Source organism: Pseudomonas oryzihabitans (assembly GCF_024652905.1).
GTDB lineage: Bacteria > Pseudomonadota > Gammaproteobacteria > Pseudomonadales > Pseudomonadaceae > Chryseomonas > Chryseomonas benzopyrenica.
The window spans coordinates 45,512-66,440 of the sequence record NZ_CP102430.1 but is presented as its reverse complement, the minus strand read 5'-3'; the positions used below and the strand labels follow the sequence as shown (position 1 = coordinate 66,440).

Annotated in this window: 22 protein-coding genes; 6 read left to right on the top strand and 16 right to left on the bottom strand. The window is 58.3% G+C overall.

Translation table 11 applies throughout. The features are described from left to right. The first annotated feature begins 83 nt into the window (after positions 1-83). The 6 genes from NRG74_RS24215 to NRG74_RS24190 all read left to right on the top strand — a co-directional run bounded on the left by NRG74_RS24215 (position 84) and on the right by NRG74_RS24190 (position 7,914). The gene (locus NRG74_RS24215; RefSeq protein WP_257706785.1) at positions 84-467 is read left to right on the top strand and encodes a hypothetical protein; all 384 of its coding nucleotides are present in this window, start codon (positions 84-86) and stop codon (positions 465-467) included. Then, on the top strand, positions 467-2,020 hold the full coding sequence (locus NRG74_RS24210; RefSeq protein ID WP_257706784.1) for a type IV secretion system DNA-binding domain-containing protein: 1,554 nt from the start codon (positions 467-469) through the stop codon (positions 2,018-2,020). Before NRG74_RS24215 ends, NRG74_RS24210 begins: the two co-directional genes overlap by 1 nt. Positions 2,021-2,032: 12 nt before the next feature. Next, the gene (gene mobF / locus NRG74_RS24205) at positions 2,033-4,975 is read left to right on the top strand and encodes a MobF family relaxase (RefSeq protein WP_257706783.1); all 2,943 of its coding nucleotides are present in this window, start codon (positions 2,033-2,035) and stop codon (positions 4,973-4,975) included. A gap of 229 nt (positions 4,976-5,204) precedes the next feature. Then, on the top strand, positions 5,205-5,948 hold the full coding sequence (locus NRG74_RS24200) for an HNH endonuclease (RefSeq protein ID WP_257706782.1): 744 nt from the start codon (positions 5,205-5,207) through the stop codon (positions 5,946-5,948). Beyond that, positions 5,945-6,172, top strand: a complete 228-nt coding sequence (locus NRG74_RS24195; protein WP_257706781.1) for an ABC-three component system middle component 6 — start codon at positions 5,945-5,947, stop codon at positions 6,170-6,172. Before NRG74_RS24200 ends, NRG74_RS24195 begins: the two co-directional genes overlap by 4 nt. After that, complete coding sequence (locus NRG74_RS24190; RefSeq protein ID WP_257706780.1) at positions 6,169-7,914, top strand: DUF2326 domain-containing protein; 1,746 nt, start codon at positions 6,169-6,171, stop codon at positions 7,912-7,914. The genes NRG74_RS24195 and NRG74_RS24190 overlap by 4 nt, the downstream gene beginning before the upstream one ends. A 179-nt stretch (positions 7,915-8,093) precedes the next feature. Here the strand turns inward: NRG74_RS24190 and NRG74_RS24185 are convergent, their stop codons facing one another. From NRG74_RS24185 to NRG74_RS24115, 16 genes are read right to left on the bottom strand one after another with little or no spacing between them, the layout of a single operon-like run. After that, a complete protein-coding gene (locus NRG74_RS24185) occupies positions 8,094-8,726 on the bottom strand; it encodes a KfrB domain-containing protein (protein ID WP_257706779.1) in 633 nt (210 codons plus the stop codon). Between the two features lie 11 nt (positions 8,727-8,737). Further along, positions 8,738-9,277, bottom strand: coding sequence for a phospholipase D family protein (locus NRG74_RS24180; RefSeq protein ID WP_437181208.1), 540 nt, complete (start codon positions 9,275-9,277; stop codon positions 8,738-8,740). 49 nt (positions 9,278-9,326) lie between these two features. After that, on the bottom strand, positions 9,327-9,656 hold the full coding sequence (locus NRG74_RS24175; RefSeq protein WP_257706777.1) for a TrbM/KikA/MpfK family conjugal transfer protein: 330 nt from the start codon (positions 9,654-9,656) through the stop codon (positions 9,327-9,329). Between the two features lie 28 nt (positions 9,657-9,684). After that, positions 9,685-10,629 (bottom strand): lytic transglycosylase domain-containing protein, encoded by a 945-nt coding sequence (locus NRG74_RS24170; RefSeq protein WP_257706776.1) that lies wholly within the window; start codon positions 10,627-10,629, stop codon positions 9,685-9,687. Next, a complete protein-coding gene (gene virB11 / locus NRG74_RS24165) occupies positions 10,613-11,641 on the bottom strand; it encodes a P-type DNA transfer ATPase VirB11 (RefSeq protein ID WP_074585195.1) in 1,029 nt (342 codons plus the stop codon). The genes NRG74_RS24170 and virB11 overlap by 17 nt, the downstream gene beginning before the upstream one ends. 9 nt (positions 11,642-11,650) lie before the next feature. Further along, the gene (locus NRG74_RS24160; protein WP_257706775.1) at positions 11,651-12,946 is read right to left on the bottom strand and encodes a TrbI/VirB10 family protein; all 1,296 of its coding nucleotides are present in this window, start codon (positions 12,944-12,946) and stop codon (positions 11,651-11,653) included. Positions 12,947-12,948: 2 nt separating this feature from the next. Then, positions 12,949-13,734, bottom strand: coding sequence for a TrbG/VirB9 family P-type conjugative transfer protein (locus NRG74_RS24155; RefSeq protein ID WP_257706774.1), 786 nt, complete (start codon positions 13,732-13,734; stop codon positions 12,949-12,951). Between the two features lie 27 nt (positions 13,735-13,761). Next, on the bottom strand, positions 13,762-14,427 hold the full coding sequence (locus NRG74_RS24150; RefSeq protein ID WP_064308185.1) for a type IV secretion system protein: 666 nt from the start codon (positions 14,425-14,427) through the stop codon (positions 13,762-13,764). Further along, entirely contained in the window at positions 14,427-15,290 is an 864-nt protein-coding gene (locus NRG74_RS24145) for a type IV secretion system protein (protein ID WP_064308184.1), read from the bottom strand. The genes NRG74_RS24150 and NRG74_RS24145 overlap by 1 nt, the downstream gene beginning before the upstream one ends. Beyond that, entirely contained in the window at positions 15,278-15,682 is a 405-nt protein-coding gene (locus NRG74_RS24140) for a hypothetical protein (protein WP_257706773.1), read from the bottom strand. The genes NRG74_RS24145 and NRG74_RS24140 overlap by 13 nt, the downstream gene beginning before the upstream one ends. Further along, a complete protein-coding gene (locus NRG74_RS24135) occupies positions 15,675-15,887 on the bottom strand; it encodes a hypothetical protein (RefSeq protein WP_064308182.1) in 213 nt (70 codons plus the stop codon). Before NRG74_RS24135 ends, NRG74_RS24140 begins: the two co-directional genes overlap by 8 nt. Before the next feature lie 28 nt (positions 15,888-15,915). Further along, positions 15,916-16,608 (bottom strand): type IV secretion system protein, encoded by a 693-nt coding sequence (locus NRG74_RS24130; RefSeq protein WP_064308181.1) that lies wholly within the window; start codon positions 16,606-16,608, stop codon positions 15,916-15,918. Then, a complete protein-coding gene (locus NRG74_RS24125; RefSeq protein WP_257706808.1) occupies positions 16,608-19,244 on the bottom strand; it encodes a type VI secretion protein in 2,637 nt (878 codons plus the stop codon). Before NRG74_RS24125 ends, NRG74_RS24130 begins: the two co-directional genes overlap by 1 nt. 34 nt (positions 19,245-19,278) lie before the next feature. Beyond that, positions 19,279-19,575, bottom strand: a complete 297-nt coding sequence (locus tag NRG74_RS24490; RefSeq protein ID WP_074585191.1) for a VirB3 family type IV secretion system protein — start codon at positions 19,573-19,575, stop codon at positions 19,279-19,281. A gap of 1 nt (position 19,576) precedes the next feature. Continuing rightward, positions 19,577-20,038: a TrbC/VirB2 family protein gene (locus tag NRG74_RS24120; protein WP_082900428.1), complete on the bottom strand. Its 462-nt coding sequence runs from the start codon at positions 20,036-20,038 to the stop codon at positions 19,577-19,579. 16 nt (positions 20,039-20,054) lie between these two features. Then, entirely contained in the window at positions 20,055-20,330 is a 276-nt protein-coding gene (locus NRG74_RS24115; RefSeq protein WP_064308179.1) for a hypothetical protein, read from the bottom strand. Positions 20,331-20,929 lie beyond the last annotated feature (599 nt).

Below are 20,929 nucleotides of genomic sequence, written 5' to 3'. Positions count from 1 at the left end.
TGTATCACACTTGCATTACACATGCTGTCCTGTACCTTTACCTCTGAAAATTTCCATTTTTCCCAGCTAATTGAGGGCGCAGCGTGGGCCGGACAGTACCCATCAGATTCAATACCGAGCAGCTGGCCCGGGTAGAAGAAGCCGCCGCACTGGCTGGCTACAAGCACCTCTCGGCATACATCCGCGACCGCGTGTTGGCCATGGACAAGGGGGCACACAGGCCAGGCGTCGAGGACTGGGCCGAGCAGCAACGGATGATCGGATTGCTGGAAAGCATCGCCCAGGAGCAGACCCGCAACCGGGCAATTCTCACGGTGGCCATCTACCTGATTCGGCAAAACGTGACCCAGGGAAAAGTGAACGAGTTGCGTGCCCAGCTGCAGCACCTGGACGGTGCCGAGGATGCCCTGGCGGTCTTGCTGCCGGAGCTGGCCAACGATATCGAGCGACTGACTGGAGAAGACTGATGCACAAACAAGAGGTCGATTCCGCCGTCATGACAGCCGGCTTTGGTCTGCCGCTGGCGGGCTGGCTGGGAGGCATTCACTTCGCGGGGCTGCCTTTGACCCCGTTCCCTGCGGCATTCAGGGAGACGCTGCACAACGGCTGGCATAACCCAGTCGTCACCGGCGCGACCATTGCAACCTCCGTGGCAGCCGCGGGCCTCTGTTACTACCTGTACGAGTATTGCGACGACGGATTCAGGGGGGAACGCTTCCAGATGTGGTTGCGCGGATCTCGCATCCGCAACTGGCACCACGTCAAAAGCAAGGTCAATGCGCGGAACGCTAAGACCAACAGGGAACGCCGCAAGAAGGGGTTGGAGAAGCTTGAGCCGATCATGATCGGCAAACTCCCGATGCCGCTGCACCTGGAAGACCGCAACACCATGATTTGCGCGTCCATCGGCGCCGGTAAATCCGTGACGATGGAGGGAATGATGGCCTCGGCGCTCAAGCGCGGCGACCGCATGGCGGTCGTGGACCCGAACGGCACGTTCCTGTCGAAATTCAGCTTCAAAGGGGATTACGTGCTCAACCCCTTCGATGCCCGATCAGTCGGCTGGTCGATCTTCAACGAGATCCGTGGCGTCCATGACTTCAACCGCATGGCCAAGTCCATCGTGCCTCCGCAGATCGACCCGAGCAGCGAGGAATGGTGCGAGTACGCACGGAACGTCATCGCCGACACCATGCGCAAGCTGATGGAGACCAACAACCCCGACCAGGAGACGCTGGTGAACCTGCTGGTTCGCGAAGACGGAGAGACCGTCCGGGCGTTCCTGGCCAACACCGACTCGGAGGGCTATTTCCGCGACAACGCGGAAAAGGCGATTGCCAGCATCCAGTTCATGATCAACAAGTACGTCCGCCCACTGCGCTACATGACCAAGGGCGCATTCTCGCTCTATCAGTGGGTTCACGATCCAGACGCTGGCAATCTCTTCATCACCTGGCGGGAAGACATGCGCGACACCATGCGCCCGCTGGTGGCCACCTGGATCGACACCATCTGCGCGACGATCCTGAGTTCGGAGCCCATGACAGGCAAACGCCTATGGCTCTTCCTCGATGAGCTGCAATCGCTGGGCAAGCTGGAGAGCTTCGTTCCTGCCGCGACCAAGGGCCGGAAACATGGATTGCGCATGGTTGGCAGCCTGCAGGACTGGTCGCAGTTAAATGCGAGCTATGGCCGGGACGATGCGGAAACCCTGCTTTCGTGCTTCCGAAACTACGTCATCTTAGCGGCGGCGAACGCGAAGAACGCCGACCAGGCCCGGGAGATCCTGGGCAACCACGAGGTCAAGCGTTTCCGCAGATCGTGGTCTGCCGGCAAGCAGACCAGGGCCGAGGAAATCAAGTCGGAGCCGGTGGTGATGGACTCGGAAATCTCCAACCTCAATGACCTTGAGGCGTACGTCAAATTTGCCGAGGACTACCCGATCACCAAGATCAAATCGCCCCACGTGGACTACAAAGAGCGCGCGCCGGCCATTGTTCTAGGCCAGGCTGCAGCCTGACGAGGTGCCCCGATGTTCAACGTGACGCTGATCAAAGGCGACAACCAGTATGCAGCTGCAGGGTATTTCTCCAGCGCTGATGACTACTACGCCAAGGAGGCCCCTGGCGAATGGCAGGGCATCGGGGCTGACCTGCTGGGCCTAGAGGGCGCAATCGACCAGAAAGAGCTTGCACGGCTGCTCGACGGCAAGTTGCCGAACGGCGAGCGGATGGCCAAGACCTTCGACAAGGAAACCGGCACCCGTCGCATGGGCCTGGACCTGACGTTTTCGGCTCCCAAGTCGGTATCCATGCAATCCCTGATTGCCGGCGACAAGGATGTGATCGCCGCACACGACCGCGCTGTGACCCGCAGCATGCAGGAGGTCGAGCGCCTGGCTCAGACCCGCAAGAAGGTGGACGGCAAGTCGATGGTGGAACGCTCCGGAAACCTTGTCATCGGCAAGTTTCGCCACGAAATGAGCAGGGCCAAGGATCCGCAGCTTCACACGCATGCTGTGGTCATGAACATGACGCAGCGATCCGATGGCAAATGGCGGGCGTTGCGGAACGACGACATCTACAAGATCCAGCCGCAGATCGATGCCATGTACAAGGGCATTCTCGCCCAGGAGTTGCGAGCGCTGGGCTATGGGATCCGGGTTCTGGACAACCAGGGCAACTTCGAGCTGGCCCATATCTCCCGCGAGCAGATCGAAGCGTTCTCCAGCCGCTCGAAGGTGATCGAGGAAGCCCTCGCCAAGGACGGAAAAACCCGGCTCGATGCGACACCGCTTGAGAAGCAGATCATCGCCATGGCGACCCGTCCGCGAAAGGACGAGCGCGACCGGCACCTGGTCAAGGAATACTGGGTTACCAAGGCGCGAGAGCTGGGCATCGACTTCGGTTCGCGCAGTCACCTCGACAATCGTGAGTACGCGGCCAGATCCGCCAAGGGCCAGGCGGAATACAGCCTGCCGGAAGGCATCACCCCCGGCCAGGCCGTGGTCCAGTACGCGATCAACCACCTGACCGAGCGTGAGCAAGTGGTAAGCGACCACGACTTGCGGACTGTCGCGTTGCGCCGGGCCATCGGCCTTGCGACGCCTGATCAGGTCGATGACGAGATACGCCGGCTGGTCAAGCAGGGGACCTTGATCGAATCCGCCCCCACCTACCGGATGGCCAGCGGCGATGCCGATTCGCCGGCACTCTCGCCTGCAGGATGGCGCGCTCACCTGCAGGAGCTGAAAGGCTGGTCGGAGAAGCAGTCACGTCAATACGTGGACATGGCCATCAAGCGAGGATCCTTGGAGGTGACCGGCAAGCGGTACACCACACAGAAAGCGTTGAAGCGGGAAAAGGCGATACTTGCCATCGAGCGCGCTGGACGTGGCCAGGTCACACCCCTGATGACCAAGGAGCAGGTTGCGAGCGCGCTCCAAGGGTCCACCCTATCCGCTGGCCAGTACCAAGCCGTGGAGGTGATCGTCGGGACCAACAACCGATTCGTTGGAATCCAGGGCGACGCCGGCACGGGCAAGACCTATTCGGTCGAGCGGGCCGTGCAGCTGATCAACTCTGTGAACACGGCAATGAGTACCCGCGACCCGCAGCAACTGACGGGCTATCGCGTCGTCGCGCTGGCACCCTATGGCAACCAGGTCACCGCCTTGAAGAACGAGGGATTGGATGCCCATACCCTGGCCAGCTTTTTCAACACCAAGAACAAGACCCTCGATGACAAGACAATCGTCATTCTCGATGAAGCCGGTGTCGTCGGTGCCCGCCAGATGGAACGGCTCATGCGAGAGGTCGAGCAAACGGGTGCGCGCCTGATCCAGCTGGGCGACACCAAGCAGACCGAAGCCATTGAAGCCGGCAAGCCCTTCGCGCAGCTGCAGCACAACGGCATGGAGACGGCCCGAATCAAGGAGATCCAGCGGCAGAAGGATCCGGAATTGAAGCGGGCCGTCCAGTACGCGGCGGATGGCAAGCCCGCCCAGGCGCTGCAGCACCTGCAGCACGTCGAAGAACTGCGGCAAGCCTCGGACCGGCACCAGGCAATCGTGCGCGACTACATCGCCCTGACCCCGGAGCAGCGGAAAGAGGTGCTGATCGTCGCCGGCACCAACAAGGATCGAAAGGAGATCAACCAGATGGCCCGCAAGGCGCTCGGCCTGTCGGGCAAAGGCAAGGAGTTCGAGACCCTAAACCGGGTTGATTCCACCGAAGCAGAGCGTCGGTATGCCCCTAGCTACAAGCAGGGAATGGTCATCCAGCCCGAGAAGGACTACAAGGCCGCTGGCCTGACTCGGGGCGAGCTGTACGTGGTAGACCAGGCGCTGCCAGGTAACGTGCTGGTGGTCAAAGACCGCAGCGGCAATCGCTACGAGTTCAATCCTCGCAAGGCCACCAAGCTCAGCGTGTACAAGCTGGAAAAGCCCGAACTGTCGGTCGGCGACCTCATTCGGATCAACCGTCAGGATCCGAAGCTCGATCTCACCAACGGCGACCGTATGCGCGTGACGAGCATCGAGAATGGCGTGGTGCAGTTGGCCTCGATCAAGGAGGTGAACGGCCAGCCTGAGCGGACGGTCAGCCTCCCGACCAATAGGCCCTTGCACCTGGAGCATGCCTATTCGGCAACGGTGCACAGCGCCCAGGGCCTGACGAATGATCGGGTCATGATCTCGCTGAATACCAAGAGCCGGACGACCTCGCAAAACCTCTGGTATGTCGCCATCAGCCGGGCTCGACTCGAAGCCCGGGTTTACGCTGACTCGATCAGTGGGCTACCCGCTGCGATCGCCAAACGCTACGACAAGTCCACGGCGTTGTCCCTACAGCAGGATCGGGAGAAGCAAAGGCGCGAACCCATACAGCCTCGCACTGTAGTGGACGGCCAGGCTGGACTGGAACGCAAGCGTCGGACGGGCCTTGATGGCGTGGGCGGTGGCCAAGCGAGGACCTGAATGAGGCAGGGCTATTACCTAAGAAATGGCATCGGGGGTGTAAGCCGGAACCCCAGAATATTCCGTCCTTGACGGTAAGCTCGAACTGGCGGGAGCTGACGGCAAACCATTGTTTTACGGCGATGACGCCTTCAAACTGAAAACGGTTTGATTGAGCCGTCAGAACAGGTACGGAAAGCCGTGTCAAATAGCAATAGCAGCAGGGATTCTCTCCAAATCGGCGGTGGCCATGGGCGCTAGTTACACAACAAAAATCATCCTGGCGTTCAGAAGCGGGGGCGTCTGCGCCTTCCCGATGTGTGGCAAACACCTTACGTACCGTGCCCAGGTGGGAGACGATACCTATGTTGGCGAGGCAGCGCATATTTGTGGCGAAAAGCCGACTGCTGCCCGGCATGACGGCTCTATGACTGATGATGAGCGCGATAGCGTCCAAAACCTCATCTATCTCTGTACCGATCACCACACGATCATCGACAAGGTTGCGGCCGATTGGCCTACTGCAACCCTTCTACAACTGAAAGAAAGCCACGAAAGACAGGTCCGGCAAGCTATAGAAGCAGCCTTTGCGGATGTTGCCTTTCCCGAATTGCAGAACGCCGTCTCTTGGGTTGCTGGCCAGGCGCCGGCGCCAAATGGCTCTTTCGACCTTCTCGCACCAGACGAGAAGGTCAAGAAGAACTCGCTTTCGAATGGATCTCGCCACATCATCGCTGCTGGGCTAACCTCACGAGCCACCGTTAGCGATTATGTCGAGGCAGAAGCGCAGCTGGATCCTGACTTTCCTGAGCGATTGAAAGCCGGCTTCCTGGCAGAATATTACGCTCGCCGGCAAGAGGGCCATAAGGGTGACGAGCTATTCGAATTAATGTGCGCCTTTGCCCAACGTGGTCTGCGTCGACAGGCAGACAAGACCGCAGGCATCGCCGTTCTAATTTACCTTTTCGAAATCTGCGACGTGTTTGAGAGATGATTCTTCCGACCAAACATATCCCGCAGAACGAGGCGCTGATCGGTGTCGGCGCTACGCTGTTGGCGCATCTCAACATGCCAATGACTATTTCAGGCCTCTGGGAGCGTCTGCGCAAGGAACCAAATGTAGGGACCTTCGAGCGATTTGTGCTGGCCTCGAACCTCCTTTATTTAATCGGCGCTATCGATATCCGAGACGGCCTTATTGTGAGGACCGCCTCATGATCAGAGCTGTTCGCGCCAACCGAAAGGGCTTCCACACCACGCCGCTAAAGCCGGGGGTCAATCTTATCTTAGCGGACCGATCTACCTCGGCCGGGGATAAAGATACGACCAACGCTCTGGGCAAATCGACGCTAATTGAAATCATCGACTTTTGCCTCGCCAGTAATACCGCACCTGGAAAAGGGCTTCGCATTGAAGCTCTGCAGGGTTGGGCTTTCACGCTAGAGCTTTCCTTGCAGGGCAACGACGTTGCTGTGACGCGCGCGGTCGATACACCTGGGTTCTTTGCAATCGAAGGGACTACCGATGACTGGCCTATCAAGCCAACGCCGAACAAGGAAGGTGTCCCGGGACTAGACGTCAAGAGGTGGCGAGCCGTTCTCGCCTGGTCACTATTCGGTGTCAGTGAGTTGTCATCAGAATCCGGGTACAAGCCCTCGGTACGTTCGCTGCTTTCCTATTTTGTGCGTAACCAGACAGCCGCCTATAACATCCCATTCAAGCACTTCGACAACCAGAAAACTTGGGACATTCAGCTCCACAATGCCTTTCTACTGGGGTTGAATTGGGAGAAGGCCGCCGCCTGGCAGCAGCTGAAAGATCAAAAGAAAGCGCTCGATGCGCTCAAGCAGGCGATCAAGACTGGAGCCATAGAAGGCGAGCTGGCATCACTCGGCGAACTCGAAGCCGAACGCCTGCGCCTTGCAACCCAGCTTGAGCGTGAACGAGAGGCTCTATCGAATTTCCGTGTTCTTCCCCAATACCGTGAAATCGAGAGTCAGGCGAACCTCATGACTAGCGAAATTCATAGCCTGGTCAACGCCAATATCGTGGATAAGCGCCGTCTCAATCGCTACCGCGATTCGTTAATGAGCGAAGGCGCTCCAACGATAGACCGTCTCGAAGCCCTTTACAGTGAGGCTGGCATCGCATTACCTGGCGCGGTCAAAAAGACACTGCAGGAAGCACGGGCATTCAATGCCCAGATCATCGCCAATCGCCGTCAGTTCATCGCCAGCGAGATTGCCGCGCTAGAAGCTGCCGTCGTTGAGCGCGAGACTGATATTGCGACCCTCACAGATCGACGTGCCGGCTACCTTAGTGCGCTTGCAGGACAGGGCGCTCTGGAAGAATTTATTCAATTGCAGGAACTGCATGCTGCTACTCGGCTGAAAGTTAACGAACTGACCAATAGGATTACCCAGCTTCGTCAGATGAGCACGAAGGCCGACACGATCAAGGTCGAGACCGTCGAGTTAAAGCGCGCAACAACCCTCGACTATGAAGAGCGGCGTGTGCTGTGGTCAAAGGCGCTTGGCCTCTTTTCCGAGTTCTCGGAGACTCTTTATAAGTCACCTGGCCGGCTTGTCATCGATATCGACGAAACTGGCTACAAATTCGATGTCGAGATAGCGGGCAGTCCGAGTGAGGGCATCAGCAAGATGAAAATCTTCTGCTACGACCTCATGCTGATTTCGTTCGCACGCCAGCGTGGTCTCGGGATCGACTTCCTGATCCACGACAGCACGATTTTTGACGGTGTTGACCCTCGGCAACGTGCCCATGCTTTGGAACTTGCTGCCGCGATGGCTGCAAAATACGGCTTCCAATACATCTGCACACTGAACACCGATATGGTTCCTGTGGCTGACTTTACTTCAGGCTTTGATTACGACAGCTTCGTCCGGATCCGACTCACCGATACTGACCCTACTGGAAGTCTCCTTGGGTTCCGTTATTAAACGGGGAGCATGGGGCTGTAAGCTGGAACCCTAAAGCGTTCCAGCGGGAAACACGGTCGAAGAGGTTTCCCGTTGCTTTCGCTATCCGATACCGCTTCCTAAGCCTCATTACCTGCGTTTAATAAGCACAGATGAAAGAACCCCGCCATGGCGGGGTTCTTTTTAGGCGATCAGCAGCCTCAAAAGCCCTTGCCTCCGAGTGACTTCGGCTGCAGGGCCGGGGCCTTCCGTTCGCGCTCCAGCTGGCGTTCTTGAACGATGCCGACACCCGCGAAGGGATACCGGATGGAGAGATCCTTTCCGGTATGCAGCAGGCCCGCTTTCGCGCTGCTCAGCGCCGTCCGATCATGGGCGACGTGATAGGTCTTCTGGCCTTCGCTCACGGCCTGAATGACCTTGTTGTTCTGGAACCCGACGATCTTCCCCTCATAGGTGTGGCCACGCTCAGCGGCTCTAATTGCCGGCATGTCCATCGGTTTGGACAGACTCTGTGAATCTGCCGCCTTGCCGGCAGCTGCTCCAGCTCGCTCAGTCTTGTGTCGCTCCAGGGCGTCTTTGAAAGAGGCCTTGAAATCGGCAGCGCCCGGCATGTTGTCGAATGGCAGATCCTTTGCGTACTGGGCGCCCTCCTTGCCCACCTGTGCGTATACCCGCGCTGGCCCGTTACCTTTCTGCACCGTGATAACCGACTTGTCGGACATTTCAGCCTTGAACCAGGCTGCACCTGCTTGGCGAGGATCCGTGAATGCCTGCGGATCCTTGCCCTTCTGAAAGAGCTGGAAGGTGGTTGGCTCGCTGCTTTGCTTGTCCATACGCATACCTCTCAATAGCTGGGTTTGAACGGTTGTCCCTTGTCCCACCGGCTTTGCCAGTGGCGAAGGTACTGCTCAGCGAGATCGGCATCGTTCCAGACCACCAGGGCATTCTCGCTGTTGCTCTTTGCTGCTGCAGCCGTGTAGTTGAAGCTGCCCGTCTCGACCGCCTTTCCGTCGATCACCATGAATTTGTCGTGGTGAATCGGGTACACCTTGACGGTCCGTGTGGGGATGCCGGCGCGTGCCAGCAGCGTCAGTGCATGTTGGCCAGCTCGGGCGGCGCCGCCTTCGAGATTGCCGTCGTGGTCGGCCACAATCGCCACGTCCACGCCGCGTTGTTTGGCCTCGATCAAGGCTTTGGTCACATCGGGACTGGTCAGCATGTAGGCGGATAGCCGTATCGAATTGGTCGCTGCGCTGATCGAGCGCAGCACCAGGGCAAGGGCCGATCCTTCCGGAGAAAATCCAACCTCGATCCGGCGAGCCCCATCGATCAGAACCGGGGCCTTGCCTTCCGCTGGCTGCTGATCAGCGAGCGCATACGGCATGCCCGTGGCCAGCAGTGCCACCAGGGCAAGGGACTTGATGGCTGCTAGCTTAGAAACCACCTTTGGAGCCTCCCCATTTGTCGTTTGCCTGCTTGCCGCTGGCTTTGTCTTCGACGCATTGGGCCAGGAAGTCCCCCCGCGCCTCGGAGGTGCGAGAGGGGCTGAATTTCCCATGCTTCGTACGAACGATGCTGAAATAGCGGGTGACGTACTTGTCGCAGTCACCATCGCGGGACATGCCCAACAGGCACAGCGTCGCGCCGCAAGCGTCCGAGTCGCTTTTGGATCCGTAGCTGTAATCCGGAGAGGTCGGCTGATCGGCATAGGCGCTGCTGGCCAGGACCAGTGCTGCGGCGAGGATCGCGGTCTTGATGCTCATAGACGCTCCATTTCTCGCATGCGAGAAGTCAGTTGACGATTTGAATGAAGGAGGGAGTAGCCGGGCGCTGCTCTGCCACGGTTTGGGGAGCCTGGACCTCGCGCTGGACGGGAGCCGGCGCCGTAGGCTGGAAGCGCTGGAATTCACGCGGCGCATCGACGGGATCAGCGTCGGTATTCAGCTGGACCTGGATCTGCGGCTGTTCGGCTTGTTGGGGCTGGGGCTGGGGAGCTTGCTGCTGACTAGCAGCAAGAACCTGGCCGTTGTCGTCTGTAAAGGTGAGCCATGGCCCCTCCTGCTGCTCAGCGGCCCTACGAGCGCGCTGGGGCGCTGTTCGAGCTGGGGCCGGCTCCGCTACCGCGGAAATGGGTTCTGCCGCTTCTGCGCCCTCTACGGCAGGCACAATCGGGTCATCGGCCGAGGGGTTTAGAGCCCGGGTGACCACTTTCTCGACATAGGAAGGTTCACCCGGATGATCCGGCTTGAACCCTCGCAGTTCGTTGCCGCTGTAGTACATGGAAAAGGCCTTGCGCAGCGCCTCTTGCTCGCTGCTGCTGGTAGCTAGCGCCTTCTTGTAGTCAGCTGCCAGGTGTTCGCTGATGGCCTGCAGGTTACGGCAAGGTTCGAAGACTGCCGGGTAGTCCAGCCCCTTCGCCCGCATGTTGGTGACCAGTAGCTGGCCAAGGCCCATCGAGAAGCGTTTGCCCTGGCGTTCCAGCTGCTGGGCGGTTGCTATGGCTTCACCCAGCGATTGCGGCTGACGTGCCAGGTGCGTACCCACAACGCCGATGGCATAGGGGTTGAAGGTCGATTCATTGCCGACCAGCGCTTTCAGGGTCGAAGGGTGCACCGAAGGCGCGCATTTGGCCGCCAGTTCGGAAAAGCGCATTGGTTGGCCTTCATCGGCTGAGGCCAGGGCAGGCAGGCCCGCAGCGAACAGCATCGCCAGGGTCAATTTAGGCAGCTTTTGCATATTGCACCTCGGTGATGATGCGGCGGCCATCGAAGCCGTATTCCCACTGGATAACCACGTCGATGAGCTGACGGGAGAACTCGATGAGTTGGCTCTTGCTCATGTCGGCACCGCCACGGGATGCCATCGACGCCAGGCGGTCGAACATCAGGTCCGGGGAGTCGGAGTGGATGGTGGACATCGAGCCGCTGTGGCCGGTGTTCAGCAGTTCGAGGAACGGGAAGGCTTCGCCTCCGCGAAGCTCCCCCATGATTGCCCGGTCGGGCGTGAGGCGAAGAATGGATTCGAGGTGATCGAACGGCGTCACCCTCGCCTTGCCCTGGCCACCGCGTGAATAGATCAGGTGGACGACGTTTTCACCTGGAGCCTTGATCTCCCGCGTGTCCTCAATGGTTACCAGCCGCTCGCTAAGGTCTACGTGCTGCAGCAGCTCGTTCAGGAACGTGGATTTGCCGGCATTGGTACCCGCCGAGATCATGATGTTCTTGCGAGCCTTGACGATGCCCTTGAAGAACTCTTTCCAGCGCTTGGCCCGGTAGAGCTCTACCAGGTGATCGTCGCCGTACTCGGCGGGCTGACGCGGCTGGTTGATGAAATCGAACGCCCCCATGGCCTCGTATTCATCCAGCGATATCTGCTTGCGACCTGGCTTCCGGATACAGACGATCCCGCCAATGTGCTGTTCTACAGCCGGGGCGAGTACGACCTGGACGCGATAGTCGCCGCGCTCATTTTCCGATACCCCATCGTCGAGATTGATGGGGATCCGACCAGAGAGGATCGGTGTATAGGCGCTGACCTCCTGATCGGTATGCGCGGCGATCAGATCGGCCAGCGACTTGATCAGTGGCAGCGTCACGCCCTCGCAAGCAACCGGACGCATGAACCGGCTGCTGCGATAGCCCGCCCACACGTTACCCGGCCCGTTGATAGCGATCTCGGAGACTTCGGGATCGTCCAGCAAAGAAACCAGGGGTTCCAGTTTGCGCCGAAAGGATGCGATCTCAGACATGACGGTCCCTCAATTGATGAACGTGACGCCGCCGTTTTCAGCCTGCTCGGCCTGCTTGGCGAATTGCTTGGTGAAGTCCAGGTCGCGCTGGAGGTAGATGACTACCCGCGACCCGTGGGGAACGGTGATCGTCGGCTGGATATTCGCGTAGCGGCTCAGGATCGTTTGCGAGGAATTCGCTGCCGCCTCCTGCACTTCGCTGCGGTAGCGCGACGCCGAGTTTTCTTCATCGCCAGAGGAAACGCCGCTGTTGGAGGCGCCGGCGCCGATGATCGAAACGGCAGCGGCCACCCCGAAAATCTGTGCCCAGTGGTTGTTCACGACGCCGCCCTGGCCGGCGCTGCCCAGCTGATCGGTGCCGGCGCTGTTGATGGCAATTTCCATCGGGACACGGCCTGGCAGACGTGGCGTCCTGAGCATGTTCCAGACGGTGAACAGACGTTCCTGGCCAGGCATCAGGCTCGCGTTGTAGCTGCCGCAGACCTTCGAGCCCCAGGGAATCATCACGCGGCGCCCTTCGGCGGCGTAAACGTCTTGGGCAATCGATGCGCAGATTTGCCCAGGGAGCTGGCTTTGAGCGCGAGGCTCAAGGGTGGCTTCGATGACAGTGCCCTGCAGCACCTTGAATTGCAGGTTCTCGAGTGCGCGGGCCTCGGTGATGGGTACTGATTCGCCATAGGTGGACGCGGCAAACGCATCGTTGGCGTTCTGAGGGGCGCGGTTGCCGCCGTCGCCACCAATGAGGGATCCGCTGCCCTGCTGGCCTTCTTTCCCGCCGCCCTGCTCCGCGAAACCCTCTTCCTTGGCCGTGGCGAAGATGGCAGAGCGCTGCCGCGCTGCCAGCATCTTCTGACGTTCCACCTCAGCCTGGAACTCCAGCTGCTGACGGCGGCGTTCCTCTTCGCTCATGCCGCTCTGCTGCTGACGGTCAACGGTGCTACGCGGCGTATCGGAAGGCGCCTCGGATAGCCCCTGGTTGGACACGGGCTGTACCTTGGCAGCCTCACGCTTCGGCGGCGGATCGGCCACAGTGCGACGCTCCGAGGCTACGATCTCATCGCTGCCCAGGGAGTTTTTGCTCTCACCCTCGGAGCCGCCATTCTTGATCCAGTAGGTGAAGCCCAGGGCAACAACAGCCGCAATAGCAATCCCGATCCCGCTGCGTTTGCTATTGCCAGGGCTGCTCTTGAGCATGGAGTTGGATTCGTTCCACTCGCGAATCTCTTCTTCGCGGGTTTTCTCCGGCTGCTGAGCTTGGCTCGGATTCTGGCCCGGATTCGGGTTCGGGTTTTTTTCGTCGGCCATGCTTATGCACCTCCGCCGTCACGGGCACCACGGGTCACGGTGCGCTTGTAGGGATTGGCCAGGTTCTCGACGCAGACGTAAGCGTTGCCGCTGCGTACCACGAACATGCTGGCCAGGCGCTTGACCACCCAGTACTCACCTTCGCGATGGGCATCGACCATGGCCTCGGTGCCGTCCGGCAGCACGCGGTAGAACTGTGGGAGATCCGCCCCTTTCTTCATCAGGAACTTGGTGAATTGCCCGTCATCCATCACGGCCTGCAGGCCGATGGCATCCTTGTCGCCGGAATAGCCGTAGTTGATGTTCGGCGTTCCTGCAGCGCTCGCCGTGGCTACAGGGGTAGCGCCGGGAGCCGGCTGCTGCTCGGCGTTGTAAGAGGTAAGGCGTGTGCTCGGGTAGACGAAGCGCACCAGGAACGACTGGCCGCTCTTTCTCTTGCTGCTATTCAGCTGAAAGTAATAAGTCCGCTTGCTGGTGATAACGGTCATGTTCGTTTCAGCGTTGTCTTCCACCGGCTTGAGAAAGACCCGATTCCGGAACGGCATGCTCTGCCAGGCGATGGTGTCGCCCAGGGCTACCACTTTCACCATTTCATCGGCTTCAAATTCGATGGAAGTCTGATATCCGTAAGTGCCGGTAAGTTGATAAACCTGATTGGGATCGTAGGGCACTTGCTGAACGCGATTATCGCTGGACAGGGGCTGCGGCAACTTGGCCGCCTGCGCGTTAGATATGCCAATTGCCAAACTCAGGGCAATAGCTGTCGGCAAAACGAAGTGTTTTTTCATTGGAAGTTTCCTTGTGGATTAAGCGAATTACCGGCGGCTCAGTTCTTCGCTCTTGCGGTACAGAGTGGCCAAAGTACCGAACGGGTTTTCCCAGCGCTCGCCCAGCGCACGCGGGACCAAGGTGTGATTGACTTTAATAGTCGCCAGATATCGGTGTTCTACGGGTTGGTTGTCACCCCATCGGTGCTTGATGGAGTTGAACGACACCTGATATTCATCACCGACCTTGTTCATCATGTAGGGCTGGGCTTCGATCCAGTCCTTTTCCCCTAGGCTGAGGTAGGGGTTGGTCGGATTCTCCGGGCTCAGTTCTTTCTCGTACTCGGCGGCAACGTCGGGGGTCATGTAGGTGTGGCATGTATCGGACAGCTGCTGCTTGCGACGGAGGTCGAAGGTGTTGCAGGCCCGGATCATGTCGAACAGCACCTTTTCGGTGACGGCTTCCTCTTTGCCCACGTTGTCCTTGTCGATGACGCGCTGCTTCAACACCTCGCCATCCGCGCCCAGGACTGTCACGACAGGAATGTAGGTCTTCGAATTGGCAAGGCTGGCAACTGCGAATCCCAGGCTGAGAATGACCACTGCCTGTACCCCTTGGGCCAACAGGGAACGGTTGCGCTCCTGCTTGGTTTTGTTGCCTTCAAGCTCACGCTTGCGGCGTGCTTTCTCTTCTTTCGTGAACTGTTTGTCCATTATCTTTTCATCCCAACAGAGCGCAGTGCCATGACCAACAGCGACGAACCGCCTACCGTTGCGCCGGATGACAATGCAGCTGCCCAACTACGAACCTGCAGCATGCAGATGATCAAAACGCCCTCGACAATCACCAGTGTTCCCCACTGCTGCGCAGTAATCAGGGCTGCACTTTTGATCGTCGCAGTCTTTGCAACAGAATCAATGGCCTCGCCGAATATCTGATATCCAAATCGGACGACTGCAATCGACAGGATGTAGATCAGCGAGAAGTTCAGCATCTTGCTAAACCAGTTCATTGCCCATTGACGTACAGCATCGAAGAAAATGAAGCCGACCAGGATTGGCAAGATCGACATTACAATCGCGGCACCGAACTTAGCGATCAGCATGTTCAGGATTGCAGCAATGAACAGGATGCAATTCAGAACAAACAGTCCCGCGCCCATGACGATCATTGCAACCTGCCGCCAGTTCACATTCATCAGAGTGGCGGAGACTTTGCCGACATTCTGGTAGAGCGAATCGAGCATGGAGGTTGTGTCTTTCCCACCATTCATGATCTTGGCGGCGATACCTTCGGTCCAACCTCCCCAGATGTCGTACAGCTGGATGCCGCCCTTTGACCAGTTCAGCGTGCTGAACACCAGCGCTGTCAGCATGGCCCGCTTGACGATATCCCAGGTTTTGACGGCTACATGCCCGTTGTACATCTGCAGGCCGAGTACGACCCAATAGCCGACTGCCAGGAGGTAGACTATCGGCTCGACCATGCCGGCCAGGTTCGGGAAGACCTGAGCGACGAAGCTTTTCGTCACCTCATCGGTCGCCCCTACCAGGCCTTTTAGCGTCAGATCCGCCATGGGTTCTCTGCTCCGTACACGCTCTTGAAGTGGGAGATCACTTCAGGCGTCCGGAAGTCGCTAGCACCCAAGGCAACGCCCGTCTGCGCCTTGATCTCCTGTGCCGTCTTGTCGATACAGCCCTCGACGAGGCCGCCGTTGTAGGACGGATCCTGCATGTAGATCTCGGCAAAGCAGGTGCCCGGGAACCACTCCGCGACATCAGCCTGAGTGGCTTTCAGCAGAGGATTGCCACTGCGCGCCTGGACAGCTGGGGCTCCGGCATCAGCGGGTGCAGTCGGCGCGTCGCTACCGAAGTGAATGGTCGTAGTGTTGACGTAGATGACGGTGCCGACCACGAAGCCGCCAACCAGCAGGCAGATGGTATTGGTCAGGGTGAAGAACTTAGGCATTGCTCGCCTCCTTGTGATCGATGACAAAGGGGGTGAACTCGCAAGCACAGGGGGACTTGTCGAGCTTTCCGGTGTTGGTCACGCAACCGGATGCAGCCGAGACGAACAGCACCAGCAGCAGCAGCTTGCCCATTTTTCCGAGCAGCCAGAACGGCAGCCAGATCGGGAAGGTGATGAGCTTGAAGACCAGCCAAAGCGCTTTCATATGGATCTCCTTTCTCGCACGCGAGAAGTCAGTTGTTGCCGTCTTTCCAGCGGAAAAACTGCTCGTTGTCCGAGGTTGCCTGGTTCTCCTGGTTGGCCAGGTTCGCCTGCAGGTTCATGTTCAGGGCCTGCAACTTCGACTGGGCCGAAGACAACATGCCGTTCTCAGTGGCGATGCGGTTCTGGAGATCGGCAGCGTCCTTGGCGTTCGTGGTGGTATCGACCTGCGAGCCCAGGGTGGCCAGGTTGTTCAGGTGAACCTGTACTTCGCTGTACAGGGCATCGCCCGCCGACAGAGCCGCGACCACCGAATCTGAACTCAGCTGGTAGTCGCGGGCGCGGTTGCCTTCTGGATTGGCAAACAGCTCCTGCGGGAGCGTGTTGACCAGTTCCTCGTAATAGCTCTGCTTGCTGCCGTAGGCGCCGGAGTTCTGCCGGGAAACCACCTCCTGCCAGGATCCGGGTACGACCGACGCGGAGTTGATCGAATCGTCCAGACCAATGGAGCCGCGACCATAGGTGCCCTGCAGGTTTTTCAGGATTCCCCCCTGCGTCTCGTACTGGTCTTTCAGCGTCTGATACTGCTGCTGGAGAGTTGCCAGGTTCTGAGCCAGAGCCATCCAGGTGCCTGCATCACCGACAGGGACGCCAGTCGCTTGAGCTTGACCAGCAATGGCCAGGGAGACGGCTGCAGCCAAGCCGAATTTCTTGAGGTTTTTCATCAGCGGACCGCCTTCAAGTTGTGGGTGTTTTTGGTCTTGGCCTCTGCCATGAAGACAGGAACCCAAACCTCGGGATCGTCGGTGCCCAGGCGCTCGATGATGGATTCCATCAGCGCTACACCCACGTCGTTCGAAGACAGCACCGGGATGAAGTCCGAAAGGTCTTCCTCGGGCTTGTCGGAGGACAGATCGAAGCAAGCTCGAATCGACTCCTGACCACGACGGATCAGGAACTTGCGATCCTTCTGATTCAGCTTGCGCAGCCACTCGCGCTCGACTTCGGTCAGGTTCTGATGGTCCTCATCCTTCACCTGATCTCCGGCCAGATAAATCTTGGTCACGGTCTGCTTGTCGATGGAGTCGGTTTCGCTCCGGAAATACTTGGCATCGGGCGTGACAAAGATGATCAGCCCGTTTTTGCGGCGGATCTGCATGATGAAGTTGTCGATACGCTTGCGCCAAAAGTCGTTCTTGACCAGGTTCTGCCCTTCTTCCAGCACCAGGATGAAAGGCCGGCCATTCATGGCTTGCTCGATACGATGCAGCGGGTAGCTCATCACGACAGGCAGCTCAGGCCGAGCTTCGCCACCCTTGAGCAATTCCATCATTTCAAAGCAGTAGTGCCGAGCCTTGGAGAGGTCGATAGTGTCCTCGGCGTTGTCGAATACGCCGGCATTCGCCCCTGTGACCCCTTTGGCCCCGTGCCAGATGGCCATCACGTCGGCCAGCTCGCCCTGACCGTAGGTCCACACCACATTGCGCAGACGGCGATCCTGCTCGGGCAGCAGATAGTTTTCCTCGACAGCGGTCTTGAACCGCTTGATGTCGTCGGCACTGGTCGGAGTGGTCGCGTAGCACTCACGCATCTGGACTTGCCAGTCCACCAGGTACGCTCGGTTTTCCGGGGTATCGGGCAGCTTGAGCGGGTTCCAGCGCATTTGGCCATGAGGTGACAGGGTGGTATGGATCCCGCCCATTGCCTTCATGAACACCTTGGCGCCGTAGCGGTTGTCGAACCAGAACACCAGCGGCTGTGCCTTATCTGCCTCGCTGATCAGGGCCGCTAGCAGGGTTGTCTTGCCTGACCCGGTATCGGCTGCCATTGCCGTGTGGCCGGCGACCATGCCTTCCATTTCGCGATGGAAATTGAAGTTGTACTGGGTATTGCTCTCGGTCTCGAACGCGGTGATCGCCGGTCCCCACAGGTTGCCATCACGACGACCGCGGGCGAAATTGTGCAGCGACGCGAACCCGGCGAAATTGGTGGATTTGATCTTGCCGCGACGACCGATGAGCGCTTCCTTCTGACCAGGCAGCTGGGACCAGAAGAACGTTTCCAGGGCGAACCACTCGCGGACCGGCTTCACCAGCATTTCCACGAAGCATCCTTCGACCAGGCCGACCGCGTGATCGAGGTTGCGGCGATTGATCTCGCGATTGGCCTCGGTGGTCATCGGCAGCGAATCGACATGCACGAAGATCGTCAGGTGGTGCGCGCCGTTGACGGCGTTTCCCCGACGCAGGTCGCTGATGCCTTGCTTGAGCTCCTTCTGATCGTCCTCGGAGATATTGTGCTTGTCGTCCACCGTCAGGCGCCGGGTTTCATCCATCATCCCCTGCTCCGACTCGATGCGGTTGATGAACGAGAACGACTGGGTAATGACGTACTCCACCGGCTGCTGCAGGAACTTGTCCAACATGCGGGAGGGCGTACGGCGGGGCCATTCACCCATGCTCAGTACGGCGCCAATCTTCGACGACGTGCTGCCGCGCACCTCGCACATATTGGCCAGCACCCGGAAATTGAGCCGAGCGTAGGGCAGCGCCTCATTGATCTTGAGATCAGTGACCGGCACGCGACGATCATCCAGGTTGATCAGGTAGTTGAAGAAGCTGCTCAGCTCGCAGAACTCTTCACCGAGGAAGTCATACACCGCCTCTGCGTCGTACTCTTCAAGATCGCCCAGCTCGGTCTTAAAGGTCGCCCACTTGAGCCTGTACCGCTGGACAGCTTGGAACGCGCTCTCGCGATCTATCAGCCCGTCGGTAGCTTGCGGGTGCCGTTGAATCTGCAGGCGACGAAGGCCGTAGTCGGACAGGCTACGCAGCACCAGGTTGGACGCCTTGTACAGCGCGTCGGCCATGGCCTCCATCGACTCGGCTTCTGTCTTGCTGGCTTCGGTGCCGGTCATCAGGGCGACGGCCCGGTCCATCAGACCAGGCATGCCGGCACGGAAACGCTTTCTCACCAGCGAGATATAGATGTCGTTGACGAAGAAGCCCCGGCTTTCATAGCGCTTGCGCAACCGCTGGTTGTACTGCTGCGCGAACCAGGTGCTGCCGACCCCATCGGGGAAGTCAGTGGTCTTCCGGCGAACGACATGCACATAGATCGTCATGTCGCTGCTGGCCACGGTACGCAGCACAGTATTGCGCTGATGCTCGAAGCGCTTGATTTGCTCAGCCGACAGGGAGTCGAACAGCAGGCCATCCACCTTGATGACCTGCACCAATGCTTCCTCGCTGGTCATTACGGTCTGGTCGTCGTAGTGAACGTCGTACGGGACCATTGCGCTGACCAGCAATTCGTCGTCATCCAGCGCAGCGCCCTCGGGTTGTTGTACGCCGAGCGACAGATCCATGTTTTTCGTCAGCTTTTTGAATGCGGTATCAACGAGGCGCATAACTGCGATACCCCCAAAGTTTGCGTAGCCGTGAAGCTCTCAAGTTGCTTGCCGCTTGCAATACACCGAATAGGTATACGTCTTTGCTACATATCCAGTAGGAAACGGCGAACAGTAATGGAATAAGCCCCAACGGATACAATGAGCGGATCAGTAATGAGCAAATTACTGGAGCGATCAGACTTATTAGGATGCTCGACAGAGTAAATGGGCCGACCATTGAAGGTCGGGCCATTGCCAGAACGAGCACTTCACCTTGTTCAAGGTCGTCGTTCTCGGCCATGTTATTTCAGCTGCGTTTGAGCGCCTTCCTTGATGGTGTCCACGAGGTTCGGCGCGAAGAAGACCAGGAACACGCCAGCGACGGCCCATCCGAATTGACCCCAGGACATGCGGCCCGACTTGGCCTGGAAGCCGCAGAACGCGATGGCTGCGATGCCCAGGTAGTAGCCGACGTCGAAGATCAGGAAGGATACGACGTCCTTCGCCAGCTTCTTGAGCCCGCTGAAATCCATGGCCGCGTTGGCGAATTCAGGAAAGAGCGCGAGGGAGAGGAACGAGCCCAGCACCGCGAACTTGGTGGCCTTGGCCACCCAGTCCTCACGCATCAGGGCTTTATGGGAGGGAGTCTTTTGAGCGAATACAGCTTTCAGGGTAGTTGCAGTTTTGGCCTTGAGCCAAGTACGCCAGTTTTGTTTATCGTTGTTACCTACGTTGCATTCAGCTTTGAGTTCAGAGCGTTGCATTTTACATCCTCTTTAGTCATGACGGGGCATCCCCGTACGTTACGATTACCGCTTTATTTTGGTTGTTGGGGCAGGTCTCTTTGACGAAATCAATCGCGGTTTCAACCATCTTGAAATGTCGAGTCTTTCCCTGCGTGGTAACTACCGTGAAAAGTTGCTCAGTGGATGGAATCTCAATAACGAGGATCCAATTGCGAGTCTTGGAGTCGAGCCAGGTCTCCTTTAGGTACACACGGTAGTCAGGCTGTGCTCGCACAAAAGTGGCGAGTTCTTTCTTGTCTAGGGTCTGCATCAGTGCCTCTGGGTAGCGGGTAGCTAAGAACAGGGCGGATAGTGCTGACCTCGACGGTTTCTTTCTAGATGCCACCTCGCATTTTCTTCCTCTTTGGGGTTTTGAATGGCGTTTTCCGTGTTTCGTGATTCAAAATAGGCTTTTCGTTTCATGAAATCAAGGTTTTGTTTTCTGAAATCGCGATTTTGTGCGAGAGAAGTCACATCGCCTTGGCTGGCTTTCTGTGAGCTGTGCTGCTAAATCGCCGTCTTGAATGGATTTTTCCGGTCCCTGATGAGGGTGGAAATCGCTCAAATGCCCGTGCTAGACGCATCGGTGCCAGATACTGAGGTGGCCAATTGATGGCGCCTCAATGTGGTGCGGATGGTGTTGAATGTAAGGAGTTGTGTCCGTGACTTAATAGACACTTTACGGCGGGCACTTTGATATCAGTCCGAATTTATGCCCGATCAGTCACAAAAAAGGCGCCGAATAGGCGCCTTGTGTGAAGTGCGGAGGTTGACCAGGAGCCGCCCCGGCCAACCCCCTAACCATTGATCTAGACACGCGCAAGGAAACTGGCCCACGGCTAAATCAATGGCATAGCCCGATTGTAGCAG

Excerpts from the sequence above, each read along its gene's own strand:
- NRG74_RS24120 (WP_082900428.1), bottom strand. The coding sequence starts at position 20,038 with ATGCAACGCTCTGAACTCAAAGCTGAATGCAACGTAGGTAACAACGAT.
- NRG74_RS24190 (WP_257706780.1), top strand. The coding sequence starts at position 6,169 with ATGATCAGAGCTGTTCGCGCCAACCGAAAGGGCTTCCACACCACGCCG.
- NRG74_RS24490 (WP_074585191.1), bottom strand. The coding sequence starts at position 19,575 with ATGGCCGAGAACGACGACCTTGAACAAGGTGAAGTGCTCGTTCTGGCA.
- NRG74_RS24140 (WP_257706773.1), bottom strand. The coding sequence starts at position 15,682 with ATGCCTAAGTTCTTCACCCTGACCAATACCATCTGCCTGCTGGTTGGC.
- mobF (WP_257706783.1), top strand. The coding sequence starts at position 2,033 with ATGTTCAACGTGACGCTGATCAAAGGCGACAACCAGTATGCAGCTGCA.
- NRG74_RS24115 (WP_064308179.1), bottom strand. The coding sequence starts at position 20,330 with ATGCAGACCCTAGACAAGAAAGAACTCGCCACTTTTGTGCGAGCACAG.
- NRG74_RS24175 (WP_257706777.1), bottom strand. The coding sequence starts at position 9,656 with ATGAGCATCAAGACCGCGATCCTCGCCGCAGCACTGGTCCTGGCCAGC.
- NRG74_RS24210 (WP_257706784.1), top strand. The coding sequence starts at position 467 with ATGCACAAACAAGAGGTCGATTCCGCCGTCATGACAGCCGGCTTTGGT.
- NRG74_RS24180 (WP_437181208.1), bottom strand. The coding sequence starts at position 9,277 with ATGCCGTATGCGCTCGCTGATCAGCAGCCAGCGGAAGGCAAGGCCCCG.
- NRG74_RS24200 (WP_257706782.1), top strand. The coding sequence starts at position 5,205 with ATGGGCGCTAGTTACACAACAAAAATCATCCTGGCGTTCAGAAGCGGG.
- NRG74_RS24170 (WP_257706776.1), bottom strand. The coding sequence starts at position 10,629 with ATGCAAAAGCTGCCTAAATTGACCCTGGCGATGCTGTTCGCTGCGGGC.
- NRG74_RS24155 (WP_257706774.1), bottom strand. The coding sequence starts at position 13,734 with ATGAAAAAACACTTCGTTTTGCCGACAGCTATTGCCCTGAGTTTGGCA.
- NRG74_RS24145 (WP_064308184.1), bottom strand. The coding sequence starts at position 15,290 with ATGGCGGATCTGACGCTAAAAGGCCTGGTAGGGGCGACCGATGAGGTG.
- NRG74_RS24135 (WP_064308182.1), bottom strand. The coding sequence starts at position 15,887 with ATGAAAGCGCTTTGGCTGGTCTTCAAGCTCATCACCTTCCCGATCTGG.
- NRG74_RS24185 (WP_257706779.1), bottom strand. The coding sequence starts at position 8,726 with ATGGACAAGCAAAGCAGCGAGCCAACCACCTTCCAGCTCTTTCAGAAG.
- virB11 (WP_074585195.1), bottom strand. The coding sequence starts at position 11,641 with ATGTCTGAGATCGCATCCTTTCGGCGCAAACTGGAACCCCTGGTTTCT.
- NRG74_RS24150 (WP_064308185.1), bottom strand. The coding sequence starts at position 14,427 with ATGGACAAACAGTTCACGAAAGAAGAGAAAGCACGCCGCAAGCGTGAG.
- NRG74_RS24160 (WP_257706775.1), bottom strand. The coding sequence starts at position 12,946 with ATGGCCGACGAAAAAAACCCGAACCCGAATCCGGGCCAGAATCCGAGC.
- NRG74_RS24195 (WP_257706781.1), top strand. The coding sequence starts at position 5,945 with ATGATTCTTCCGACCAAACATATCCCGCAGAACGAGGCGCTGATCGGT.
- NRG74_RS24130 (WP_064308181.1), bottom strand. The coding sequence starts at position 16,608 with ATGAAAAACCTCAAGAAATTCGGCTTGGCTGCAGCCGTCTCCCTGGCC.